At 42.1% G+C, this 10382-nt stretch carries 13 protein-coding genes; 9 read left to right on the top strand and 4 right to left on the bottom strand.

The window, feature by feature from the left end:
* The first annotated feature begins 159 nt into the window (after positions 1–159).
* The 4 genes from A3774_RS15110 (at position 160) to A3774_RS15095 (ending at position 2520) form a co-directional block, all read left to right on the top strand.
* Positions 160–435, top strand: coding sequence for a hypothetical protein (locus A3774_RS15110; protein ID WP_067869536.1), 276 nt, complete (start codon positions 160–162; stop codon positions 433–435).
* A gap of 100 nt (positions 436–535) precedes the next feature.
* Positions 536–1201 carry a cold shock domain-containing protein gene (locus A3774_RS15105; RefSeq protein ID WP_067869533.1) on the top strand — a complete coding sequence of 222 codons (666 nt, stop codon included), beginning with the start codon at positions 536–538 and terminating at the stop codon, positions 1199–1201.
* A 144-nt stretch (positions 1202–1345) separates the two neighbouring features.
* On the top strand, positions 1346–1738 hold the full coding sequence (locus A3774_RS15100) for a VOC family protein (RefSeq protein WP_067869530.1): 393 nt from the start codon (positions 1346–1348) through the stop codon (positions 1736–1738).
* Between the two features lie 125 nt (positions 1739–1863).
* Positions 1864–2520 carry an esterase/lipase family protein gene (locus A3774_RS15095; RefSeq protein WP_067869527.1) on the top strand — a complete coding sequence of 219 codons (657 nt, stop codon included), beginning with the start codon at positions 1864–1866 and terminating at the stop codon, positions 2518–2520.
* Between the two features lie 247 nt (positions 2521–2767).
* Here A3774_RS15095 and A3774_RS15090 read toward each other — a convergent pair whose 3' ends face one another.
* Both A3774_RS15090 and A3774_RS15085 read right to left on the bottom strand, forming a co-directional pair.
* Positions 2768–3796 (bottom strand): methionine synthase, encoded by a 1029-nt coding sequence (locus A3774_RS15090; RefSeq protein ID WP_067869523.1) that lies wholly within the window; start codon positions 3794–3796, stop codon positions 2768–2770.
* A 44-nt stretch (positions 3797–3840) separates the two neighbouring features.
* Positions 3841–4815, bottom strand: coding sequence for a DUF1852 domain-containing protein (locus tag A3774_RS15085; protein ID WP_067869519.1), 975 nt, complete (start codon positions 4813–4815; stop codon positions 3841–3843).
* Positions 4816–5330: 515 nt separating this feature from the next.
* On the opposite strand from A3774_RS15085, the gene A3774_RS15080 reads away from it, so the two are divergent.
* The 4 genes from A3774_RS15080 (at position 5331) to A3774_RS15065 (ending at position 8186) form a co-directional block, all read left to right on the top strand.
* Positions 5331–5771 (top strand): hypothetical protein, encoded by a 441-nt coding sequence (locus A3774_RS15080; RefSeq protein WP_067869516.1) that lies wholly within the window; start codon positions 5331–5333, stop codon positions 5769–5771.
* Between the two features lie 192 nt (positions 5772–5963).
* The gene (locus A3774_RS15075) at positions 5964–6383 is read left to right on the top strand and encodes a cytochrome b562 (protein ID WP_067869513.1); all 420 of its coding nucleotides are present in this window, start codon (positions 5964–5966) and stop codon (positions 6381–6383) included.
* 54 nt (positions 6384–6437) lie between these two features.
* The gene (locus A3774_RS15070; protein WP_067869509.1) at positions 6438–7016 is read left to right on the top strand and encodes a HupE/UreJ family protein; all 579 of its coding nucleotides are present in this window, start codon (positions 6438–6440) and stop codon (positions 7014–7016) included.
* A 297-nt stretch (positions 7017–7313) separates the two neighbouring features.
* Entirely contained in the window at positions 7314–8186 is an 873-nt protein-coding gene (locus tag A3774_RS15065; RefSeq protein WP_067869505.1) for an MYG1 family protein, read from the top strand.
* Positions 8187–8286: 100 nt separating this feature from the next.
* On the opposite strand, the gene A3774_RS16690 is transcribed toward A3774_RS15065, so the two are convergent.
* Entirely contained in the window at positions 8287–8460 is a 174-nt protein-coding gene (locus tag A3774_RS16690; RefSeq protein WP_156473729.1) for a hypothetical protein, read from the bottom strand.
* 128 nt (positions 8461–8588) lie between these two features.
* Between A3774_RS16690 and hisI the strand changes: the two genes are divergently transcribed.
* On the top strand, positions 8589–9011 hold the full coding sequence (gene hisI, locus A3774_RS15060; RefSeq protein ID WP_075107995.1) for a phosphoribosyl-AMP cyclohydrolase: 423 nt from the start codon (positions 8589–8591) through the stop codon (positions 9009–9011).
* Between the two features lie 72 nt (positions 9012–9083).
* Here the strand turns inward: hisI and trhO are convergent, their stop codons facing one another.
* Entirely contained in the window at positions 9084–10091 is a 1008-nt protein-coding gene (gene trhO / locus A3774_RS15055) for an oxygen-dependent tRNA uridine(34) hydroxylase TrhO (protein WP_067869502.1), read from the bottom strand.
* Between the last annotated feature and the right edge of the window lie 291 nt (positions 10092–10382).

The raw sequence follows: 10382 nt of genomic DNA, 5'->3' as shown, positions 1-10382 counted from the left end.
ATAAATCGCTATGGATGGTGACCTTCCTACAGAGGACTTTCACCTCATTAGTTCATGCCCATGCTGGGCGTACACAAGCGCATGTTGTCGGACTGGTTTTCCGCTGCGCTCCAAACCAGCCGCAAGTGCGGGCGTTAGGTGTTGCAAAAGGTCATGAGTATGTCGCTACCATTAGTATCAAAAATCGTAGTATTGATAGTTGGTTCTTTTTTATTATCATTTTTGTGGTGGAATGTTTGGATGTATCAAGGATTTATTGGCCCAATTCCTTTTTTACATTGGTTTATTATTGCTGACGGTGAGTTTTCTTATGATCTCACTCAATATGAAATGTTTGCTCAACTTATAGTAGTTATCGAATTGTTCATAGTGGTTGCATCAAAGGCCAAAAGTAATGCTGTGGCTGGTGAAGCAACCACCATACAAGTTGCTTAAACGGACAAAAACAGCTGGCTTTTGCTCGTTCCTCGCTAATTTTATTGCCGCTTAACAAAGCGTTAAATGGCTTCAGTCTAATAAGGAATAGTTAAAGTTTATGAAAGGTAAAGTTACCCAGTGGAAAGATGATAAGGGTTTCGGGTTCATACAGCCCGATGACGGTTCTGAAAAATTATTTTTCCATGTGTCTAGCGTCAAGACTAATGCACGTAGGCCTCAAATCGGCGATCAAGTGCTCTACGAAACAATACGTGACTCTCAGCAAAGACTAAAAGCCAAAGGGGTCGTAATCGAAGGCATCCAAAAAAGTTCACGTATGCCTGCAGGAAAACGTCCATATAGAATCGAACCACCAAAAAAAACCGTGCTTGATTACTTTTCAATTCTGGTTGTCTTATTGTCGCTTTCTGCCAGCGGGTTTGAGTTTTACCGTTCAAATTCAATAGAGAGCAGTTGGCCTTTTATTGTTCCTGCGGTTATTGCTTTTTTAATTCTGAATCGTCAAAAAAAGCCGAAAGAAAAATCGTTTCAATGTTCGCGTTGCCGAAAGGTAGCGGAGTATGACTCACGAACAATCCAAGCTTGGAACAATGGATTTGTAAAACTTTACTGTAACGCTTGTCACCTTCAGTGGCTAAAGGACAACCCGCGACAAGATCATGGCTCGATGCATGGTAAGGGCGGTGGTTGCCTTGGCATGTTGGCTCTCTTGGTCATTATGCCTGCTTTTGGTGGCATAGGTTTGTACCAATGGTTGGCATAAAAAGCTATTTCACAAGTAACTGTAGTAGATCGTCGCTACGCTCCTCCCACTAAGCTAGGCGTTAAGCTCCTATGCCTTTACGCTGCTTTCATCAATTAAATCTCAATAAATGAATTGTCATTGAGTTGTTAAAAGGATATCGAAATGTTTAGCCATGTTATGATCGGAACCGATGATATAGAAGGTTCAGAACGTTTTTATAACTCTGTATTAGCTGTGCTAGGTATCAACGAGCCAGTACATAATGTAAATGACACTGGCCAGAAACGACTGTTCTATGTTCATAATGGGTCAGTGTTTTGTGTTACTGAGCCTATAAATGGTGACCCCGCATGTGCAGCTAATGGTTCAACTCTTGGCTTTGCTTGTGACTCACCAGAGCAAGTAAAAGAATTTCATTCTGTTGCCATAGCAAACGGCGCTACTAGCATTGAAGCTCCTCCAGGCTTACGTGATAATTCTACTGGCAAAAAGCACCTGTGCTATTTCTTGGATCTCGATGGTCATAAAATTTGTGGAATGTACCGCTGCGACTAAGGAGAACCTGTCCGTTTTATCGGGGCAAGATCAAGCGCGCTTTGTCCACTAAAGCGCACTATCGAGAGTATCCTATGAGAATAAGATTATTCAGTTTAATTTTGTGTTTATGGAGTACTTTTTCAATGGCGGAGGAATGTGTTGTCTTACTTCATGGGATGGCTCGTTCCGATAGCTCTATGAATAAAATGGAAGCAGAACTTGAAAAGTCTGGCTATGCCGTAGTGAACTTTGACTACCCTTCAACCAAACATGATATTGAGAGTATAGCGAAAAATTATATTCCTAATGCTGTCGCTCAATGTAAACCTAACCTAACCATAAATTTTGTTACTCACTCTTTGGGTGGGATTGTTTTACGTCAATATTTAAGTGATAACAAATTAGACCGCTTAGGTCGTGTAGTAATGCTAGGTCCACCGAATAAAGGAAGTGAGGTTGTTGATAAATTAAAAAACGTTCCTGGATTTGAATTTATTAATGGCCCTGCAGGCTTAGAATTAGGCACAGATAAAACAAGTGTTCCAAATTCACTTGGAGCAGTGACCTATCAAGTCGGCGTAATAGCGGGCAGTTCAACTATTAATCCAATACTTTCTCAAATGCTTCCAAACCCTGACGATGGCAAAGTGTCTGTCGAAAGCACAAAAGTAGAAGGGATGACTGACCACATCATTATGTCCGTTTCTCACCCCTTTCTTATGCGAGATGATGCGGTGATTCAACAAGTAAAAATCTTCCTGAAAAAGGGAAAGTTTCAGCATCATAGGGTTTCGCTCTAACAGCGCGTTAAACGAGCACAGCATCTGTTCATGCTGAAGGCTTATAAAAGTGGCCATTACACGATGAAGGAGATAGGCGATTATGTTGAGGTTAGTTATTCGCCAGTGATTCACCGTGTATCTAAAAATAAAAAAACATGGATTCAAGCATAAGCATCAATAGGAATAACCGGCTCAGATTCCTTGCTGAAAGCGATTTTCAGTAGTGAAACCCTCTCACTAAAAAGTCTTTCTGAGCCCGTTATTTTTAGGCTAAAAGCTCTCGCCTAATAATCTCTGTACCTGCTTTTAACGCTTCGAGTTTGGCACTGGCAACTTGACGAGATAAAGGTGCCATACCGCAGTTGGTACATGGATAGAGCTTATCAGCATCAACAAATTCAAGTGCCTTTCTCAAGGTATGGGCGACCTCCTCGGCTGTCTCAATTTTGTCGGTTGCTACGTCAATCGCCCCGACCATGACTTTTTTACCGCGAATCAATTCAAGCAACTCCATAGGTACATGGGAGTTGTGACATTCTAATGAGATAATATCGATATTCGATTTTTGCAGTTTAGGGAACACGGCTTCATATTGTCGCCACTCGGGTCCTAATGTCTTTTTCCAATCAGTATTGGCTTTAATGCCGTAGCCATAGCAGATATGTACAGCGGTTTGACAGTTAAGCCCTTCAGTCGCTCGCTCTAAGCACGCAATCCCCCAGTCATTTACATCATCAAAAAAAACATTAAATGCCGGTTCATCAAATTGGATGATATCAACGCCCGCCGCTTCTAACTCTTTCGCTTCTTGATTGAGAATTTTGGCAAACTCCCACGCGAGCTTTTCACGGCTCTTATAATGATCATCATAGAGCGTGTCGATCATCGTCATGGGGCCTGGTAGCGCCCATTTAATCGGTTGTTTGGTTTGTTGGCGTAGAAATTTAGCATCGTCAACAAACACAGGTTTCTGGCGGGAAACGTGGCCGACAACTGTGGGGACGCTCGCGTCATAGCGATCACGAATTTTAACGGTCTTACGTTTCTCAAAATCAACACCATCGAGGTGTTCAATAAAAGTCGTCACAAAATGTTGCCGCGTTTGCTCACCATCACTGACAATATCAATACCGGCATGTTGCTGTTCGTGTAATGACACACGTAGCGCATCCTGTTTGCCGTCAATTAACGCCTCTCCTTGCAACTTCCAAGGTGACCAAAGCGTCTCAGGTTCTGCAAGCCACGAGGGTTTAGGTAAGCTGCCTGCAGTTGAAGTGGGTAATAATGTTTTCATAATAAATAATGCCGTCTATTTAGATGAATAATTGGACCTAGAGATTAAGCGTAATGAGCTGACCACTGTTCAAGCAGGGTTTGGTAGGGTTTGATGAAATTTTTTTCAGCAAACTTCCCTTGTTCATTAGCTAACTGGTTGCGCTCTTCTCGGTCATAAATAATTTGGGTGACGGAGTGATCTTGGTTTTTCAGCTTAGGCTGATAACACTGGCCTGCCACAGCATTGGCATTATAAATTTCAGGCCGATATATTTTCTGAAAGGTCTCCATCGTACTAATTGTGCTAATCAGTTCGAGGTTGGTGTAATCATTCAGTAAATCGCCAAGGAAATAAAAAGCCAATGGAGCAACGCTATTGGGCGGCATAAAGTAACGAACCTGTAAGCCCATCTTTTCAAAGTATTGCTCAGTCAAGGATGGCTCATTAGGTTGATACTCAAACCCTAAAACGGGATGCTGATTCTCTTTTCGGTAGTAAGTTTTACTATCAGACACACTGAGGCAAATAACCGGCGGTTTTTTAAAATGCTGTTGATAAGCCTTTGAATTAACAAAATATTTAAAAAGCTTACCGTGCAGCTCCCCAAAGTTATCTGGGATACTGAATTTAGGCTGATGCTTATTATGATCCAGAAGCAATACACTAAAATCATAATCCCGCACATAAGAAGAAAAATTATTGCCTACAATGCCGTCAATGCGCTCACCGGTTTTATGATCAACAATGTTTGTTTTTAATACTTCAATAGCGGGGAAGGTTTGACCATTACCCTCGACATCGAGATCAACAGAAATAATGTCTAATTCGACAGAATAACGATCTCCGTTAGGGTTATCCCAATGCGCCATAGCGTTAAAACGGTTATTAATCATCTCTAGGGTATTACATAAGTTCTCTTGACGATGCTCGCCTCTGGCCAGATTCGCAAAGTTAGTCGTAATGCGCGTATTGTCTGACGGACAATAGTTTTTATCGAAGCCAACGCGCTTAATCGTAAAGGTAAAGTCTGTATTCATCCTAATCGCACCCTACTTCCTGATATAAAATTTGAATTTATTCCTTGCTATGGCTAAACCGCCTTAGTTGAAGTTCCATTTCCCCCTGTTAGTCGTCACCATCATGTTGATCTGTGCGCTCTTATTAAGGTCAACAGCACTCGTGCCTAGGCTTAGTCGCTGAATGTATTTTATACCTGCTATTTATAATGAATAAAAATGCTTTATATTCAGATTTTATTGAATTTAATTCATACTTATGGGTATGCGAAAATATCAACAGGTAAGGGTTATGCCTATTAGACTGATTCGAATAGATGATCTTATTGTTCATGATGAGCTAATACAGCAAACCGGATCGTTTTTACAGATCCCATATTGACAGCTACAGCCTAGTCAGAAGATAATGTGCTCAGGCTTATTGGACGCCTGCCTCGCAAAAGCGACAGTACCAATCATATATATTCCGCAAGCAGCCGCTTGCATATCATCTCAGGTTCATAGCGAGTAGACCGGTTTAAGTAGGCGATATGCATATGACTCATCCTATCTGTGGTCTCAACACACCCGAAAACGAAATACTCAAATCGATATTACGCGTGGCAAAATCCTTACACCGTGCGGCGAGATCTGATTCACGTCCACACTCTCTCCCCGTGTTACGAAGATTGATTTCCAGCGAAACCTTTCGTCAAATTTCATTACCTGAACTATACCGCCGACGAGAGACCATCCAGCGCAAGCATATATTGCAGATGTTAGCCCTAGAGGCGGGAAGCCTTAATTGGTCTGAATACAAGAAGAAAATCAAAGCCCAACCCGAAAAACAGTCGCTTAATTATAACCTTGCATTAAAGCATGCTGGTTATCCCAATATCTGGTTCTCATCCTTGCCGGAAGCCAAAACATACGCGGCGGAACAAGGTGGCCAACCTATCCCTGTTGGTCAACAAGCGGTCGTGATTCCCTCTCAATAATCGGCGTTATGGCTTAACCTTTCAAACATGGCCTTTCAAACATGGCTTTTTAAACATAACCAATAGGCCCGCTCGCCACTCCATTTACAGACGGTGATGGCGAGTGACACTCATCTATAGGGTGCTCACAACACAGATCTGGTATATTGCCTTGCAAATACCCGCTAATCACTGTGAAGGTCTATTTTGTTTATGCAACGCTCAGCTGTAAAACTATTCCTTAGCGCTTTGTCGCTTACCTTATTAGTCGCTTTTTCTGGATATAGCAGCGCTGGTGAGCCAATCAATTTAAAGAAGACCATGAAGCAGATGCGGCTGCATTATAAAAATGCACTGGATGCTGATTCTGCCCTGATTTTTAATCAAAATATTGGCGAGTTCAAAAAATATCTCAAAAGTGCGCAAACCTATGATTTTTCACCTGAACGCAAAGATATTTCGCTGGAAGGTTTAAATAAAGTCGAACGGTTTGTTGATGCAATTCCACCCGCTACAACGGATAATCTAAATGCATTGCAACAGCAACTCAGCACTGTCGATCAGTTACGTACGGAGTACCACAAAAAAGCCAAGCCGAGCATCTGGGAGATGCTCCTCAACTTTTTGAAGTAAAAAGGAACCTAATCAACTGGTTTAGGTAAAGACAAGAAAAAACAAGGACTCATTATGAAAAAACTATTAACACTCTCTGCCATCATCCTTTCTGTGCTTCTTCCCAGCGTCGCTTATGCACACCAAGCAAGTGGTGGAGGCTTTTTAGCGGGGTTATCTCACCCTGTCCTTGGGTTTGATCATCTACTAGCTATGCTAAGTGTAGGTATCCTGAGCGCCCAAATGGGCGGACGAGCCCTATGGTTAGTACCCACAACTTTTGTATCCATAATGTTAGTGGGCGGTATCCTAGGATTAAATGGTTTTGCCTTAATTTCTGTTGAAACAGGCATCTCAATTTCCGTGCTTGTTTTAGGTATATCACTTACAATTGAGAAAAAAATCGCACCTATTTTAGCCATGTGTTTTGTTGGTTTTTTTGCCATTTTTCATGGCTACGCACACGGCATTGAGATGCCTAACTTAGCAAGTCCGATCTACTATGCGCTTGGCTTTATTGTGGGTACAGCGAGTATTCATGTTATAGGTGTATTAATAGGTACCATTGCAGTAAAGCTTGCAAATGGAGCGCAGCTCTTAAGATACCTAGGTGCAGGCATTGCGGGTATAGGTTTCCATTTAGTCATCATGTAAAAGCCTAACAATGAGCTTGATATGACGTCGTAATAATGGCCGTTTTTTCTACCCTGTACGGCCCAAAACTGCCATTATTACTTCACCTATTAGGGAATAGCTAAACTAGACATTTCTTAATGCTACTGGCACTAACAGCCACTTTTTTAAGCAGAGCTAGTCTATACCCCACTATTTTTACTGGCGATCTTCCTATAGGATCGCCCCTATGATTTTACTGATTAAATGCCCTCAAAATGGGACTGCCATTCAGTAAGCTTAATCACCCTCTATTCTTTTTTTATAAGATAAAAACTAATGACTGATATAACGGTAGCAACACACAGCGGTAACTTTCATGCAGATGACGTTTTCAGTATCGCTGCCCTTAAGCACATTTTCCCGTCGTTAACACTGATACGCACACGGGATTTGGCGTTGATCGCTCAAGCTGACCTTGCGATTGATGTGGGGGGTGAATATGACCCAAACACAGGCCGTTTTGATCATCATCAGCGAGGCGGCGCAGGTGCTCGTGATAATGGTATTCCCTACTCTTCATTTGGGTTGATTTGGCAGAAATATGGTTTAGAGATATGTAAAGGGAACCAAGAAGTTGCTGACTCTGTCGATGCAGGTTTAGTATCAACTATTGACGCGATCGATTGCGGCCATGTAGAGGGCGTTGCGACAGGTATTAGCCTTAGCCAAACAATCTCTATGTTTAACCCTACATGGCAAGAGGACAGCCACTTTGATAGCTGCTTTGATGAAGCGGTTAATTTTGCATCACGTGTTTTAACACGCTTTATTGCATCGACTAACGGTGGCATTAGCGCTAAATCCATTGTCGCTGAAGCGATTAAGAATGCAGAAGATCCAAGAGTGATCGTATTAGAAAAATACACACCATGGAAAAGAACAGTACACGCCTTATCTAAAGAGGCGTTATATATGGTCTATCCATCAGATTCTGGTCAATGGAGAATTCAAACTGTCCCTGCTGAACTAGGTTCATTTGAAGATAGAAAGTCACTCCCTAAACCTTGGGCGGGCTTATCTGACAAGGCACTTCAAGATGTAACCGGTATTGATGATGCTATGTTTTGTCATAATGGACTATTTGTTGCTGGTGCAAAATCATTTGAAAGTGCAATGAAGATGGCTTCTATGGCGCTTGAGGACGCTTAAAAAAACTCTAAATACTAACAAATCGTCTCTGCGGATGTTTATAAAAGGGTAAGTCTCCTCCTTTTATAAACTTTTGCTTAGTGGAATTCACTAAGTAAGGCTATGAAGAACAATCTCCCCCTCGCTCACTCGCTTTTCCATTATCCGCATAGATCGATTGTGTTGATAGGATATCTTGCAGATCAGCTTGACCATCCATAAACGATGAACAGTAGCGCCCGAAAAATAAAGTTATCAACACCGTTACAATAAACACTAACAAACTAATACGCATATTCATATCCACTGGCTATCTTATCCTTTGAGTACAAGATGAGGTAAAAATTCAATCTTTATTCCTTAGCTAAAAAGCACCTTGTGATATGATGCGCACAAGATCAGCTTGCATAGATGAAAGAGATTATGAAAAACAACTTTTACTACGATTTAGAGTCCTTAAAAATAGGCGCTCAAACAGATCTAACCTCAGCCTTAGATAATTTACGTTTTAATGAGGACGGCTTAATTCCAGCTATCGCTCAGCAAAATGAAACAGGTGAAGTCTTAATGATGGCGTGGATGAACCGCGCATCCATTGAAGAAACACTAAAGACAGGCCATGTATGCTACTGGTCACGTTCACGTCAAGCATTCTGGCGTAAAGGTGAAAGTTCTGGAAACGTACAAAACCTAGTTGAGATGCGCATTGATTGTGATGGCGATACCTTACTTTGTCTAGTCGATCAGTCAGGACCGGCCTGCCATACTGAACGTCCAAACTGTTTTTATCATGCCGTCAAAGGCGACAAAATTGAGGTCATTGCAGAACCTTGCTGCGAAAACTAAAAAAGCTCTAACGGCTCGAACCTAAGACAATAAAAAACCACGCAATTGCGTGGTTTTTTATGCGCTAGATAATTAGCTATTAGAGCGATTTTTCTGTGCTTCACGGTAAGCTTCTTTAGCTTCTCGGTGGGCTTTAACCGCATCCTGAACTTCCCCCCCTAAATGGGCTTCGCCACGGGCATTCGCTAACTGAACTTGGTGTTCACGCTCCCTGAAACGGCTTTTCTGCTCATCAGTCATGGTTTCTATACAATGAAGACAGCTGACACCACGTTCGTAACTATCTAACTGCTTTTCTTCCTCAGTAATCGGCATCCGGCACGCGTGACACTGATCATAATCTCCAACTTCAAGACCATGCTTAACAGAAACTCGTCCATCAAAAACAAAGCAGTCCCCTTTCCACATAGATTCCGCTTCAGGCACCTCTTCAAGGTATTTTAAAATCCCCCCTTCAAGATGGTAAACCTCATCAAAGCCCTGTTCTTTTAAGTAGGCTGTGGACTTTTCACAACGGATACCACCCGTGCAAAACATCGCCACCTTTTTATTCTTTTCAGGATCTAAATTATTAGAAACATACTCAGGAAACTCACGGAAGGTTTTTGTCTCAGGATCTAAAGCGTTTTCAAAAGTGCCAATCGCCACTTCGTAATCATTACGTGTATCAACTAATACAACATCAGGATCAGAGATTAACGCATTCCAATCTTTCGGCTTCACATAGGTACCTACCACACGCTTAGGGTCGATACCTTCAACCCCCATGGTTACAATCTCTTTCTTTAACTTAACCTTGGTCCGCATAAACGGGTTAGTGGTATCAAATGATTCTTTATACCCTACATCCGATAAGCGCTCATCTTGGCGTAACCAATTAAGTACTTGGTCAATTCCCTGACGAGTACCGGCAATCGTACCATTAATACCTTCGGCGGCGAGTAGCAAGGTACCCTTTACGTCCGCCTCGAGCATGCAATCATGCAGGGGCTGACGTAAAGATTCATAATTTTCTAGGGTGACAAACTTATACAACGCACAAACAACAATATTGTTGCCCTGCTGATCTTGATTAGACATATAAACTCCGCTAATTGGGGCGTAATCCCAACGCAAAATAGAGGCAGCCCTTCGGGCCACGTAGCAAACGAGATGTAGGAAAACCTACCTGAATACCGAGAAAATGACTCAGAAAGCGGATTTTAAAGCATTCGTAAAGGAAGCGCACATACTATCTATGGAAGATTTTTTCGGCCAGACACTCGTTCCGAGCATAAAGGCTGGCCTCCTACATGCACGTCCAGTGTAGGAGCCCACCCTGTGAGCGAAAGAAATACGTGCAGAAATCCACAAAAAGCACCTGAATAAATT

It is taken from the genome of Neptuniibacter marinus (assembly GCF_001597725.1).
Taxonomy (GTDB): Bacteria; Pseudomonadota; Gammaproteobacteria; order Pseudomonadales; family Balneatricaceae; genus Neptuniibacter; species Neptuniibacter marinus.
The sequence above is the reverse complement of the archived record's forward strand: the minus strand, read 5'-3'. Positions and strand labels throughout refer to the sequence as shown.

Bases quoted from the DNA above. Each gene is read 5' to 3' on its own strand.
- A3774_RS15110 (WP_067869536.1), top strand. From the start codon at position 160: ATGTCGCTACCATTAGTATCAAAAATCGTAGTATTGATAGTTGGTTCT.
- A3774_RS15105 (WP_067869533.1), top strand. From the start codon at position 536: ATGAAAGGTAAAGTTACCCAGTGGAAAGATGATAAGGGTTTCGGGTTC.
- A3774_RS15100 (WP_067869530.1), top strand. From the start codon at position 1,346: ATGTTTAGCCATGTTATGATCGGAACCGATGATATAGAAGGTTCAGAA.
- A3774_RS15095 (WP_067869527.1), top strand. From the start codon at position 1,864: ATGGCGGAGGAATGTGTTGTCTTACTTCATGGGATGGCTCGTTCCGAT.
- A3774_RS15090 (WP_067869523.1), bottom strand. From the start codon at position 3,796: ATGAAAACATTATTACCCACTTCAACTGCAGGCAGCTTACCTAAACCC.
- A3774_RS15085 (WP_067869519.1), bottom strand. From the start codon at position 4,815: ATGAATACAGACTTTACCTTTACGATTAAGCGCGTTGGCTTCGATAAA.
- A3774_RS15080 (WP_067869516.1), top strand. From the start codon at position 5,331: ATGACTCATCCTATCTGTGGTCTCAACACACCCGAAAACGAAATACTC.
- A3774_RS15075 (WP_067869513.1), top strand. From the start codon at position 5,964: ATGCAACGCTCAGCTGTAAAACTATTCCTTAGCGCTTTGTCGCTTACC.
- A3774_RS15070 (WP_067869509.1), top strand. From the start codon at position 6,438: ATGAAAAAACTATTAACACTCTCTGCCATCATCCTTTCTGTGCTTCTT.
- A3774_RS15065 (WP_067869505.1), top strand. From the start codon at position 7,314: ATGACTGATATAACGGTAGCAACACACAGCGGTAACTTTCATGCAGAT.
- A3774_RS16690 (WP_156473729.1), bottom strand. From the start codon at position 8,460: ATGCGTATTAGTTTGTTAGTGTTTATTGTAACGGTGTTGATAACTTTA.
- hisI (WP_075107995.1), top strand. From the start codon at position 8,589: ATGAAAAACAACTTTTACTACGATTTAGAGTCCTTAAAAATAGGCGCT.
- trhO (WP_067869502.1), bottom strand. From the start codon at position 10,091: ATGTCTAATCAAGATCAGCAGGGCAACAATATTGTTGTTTGTGCGTTG.